The organism is Natrialba sp. PRR66, from assembly GCF_034808065.1.
Taxonomy (GTDB): domain Archaea; phylum Halobacteriota; class Halobacteria; order Halobacteriales; family Natrialbaceae; genus Natrialba; species Natrialba aegyptia.
The window spans coordinates 1-240 of the sequence record NZ_JAXHGN010000246.1 but is presented as its reverse complement, the minus strand read 5'-3'; the positions used below and the strand labels follow the sequence as shown (position 1 = coordinate 240).

The window sequence follows — 240 nt, the reverse complement described above, 5'->3', positions numbered from 1 at the left end:
AGGCAATCACCAACATTTGCAGCAATACAGTAACCGCCAGCATTTTTGTGCCCATTGTGGCAACGTTGGCTCAACAGACGGGCAACCATCCGTTCACCCTGATGTTGCCGGTAACCCTGGCCTGTTCCTTTGCCTTTGTCCTTCCCGTGGGAACCCCGCCAAATGCCATCGTTTTTGGTAGTGGAATGGTGAAAGTATCCAACATGGTGACGTCAGGCCTAATAATGTCATTTCTGTCGC

Annotated in this window: 1 protein-coding gene; it reads left to right on the top strand. The window is 50.8% G+C overall.

The window, feature by feature from the left end:
• Nucleotides 1–5 precede the first annotated feature (5 nt).
• Nucleotides 6–240 (top strand): anion permease (locus SM755_RS24690; RefSeq protein ID WP_369335295.1); only part of this gene is annotated, 235 nt, incomplete at its 3' end.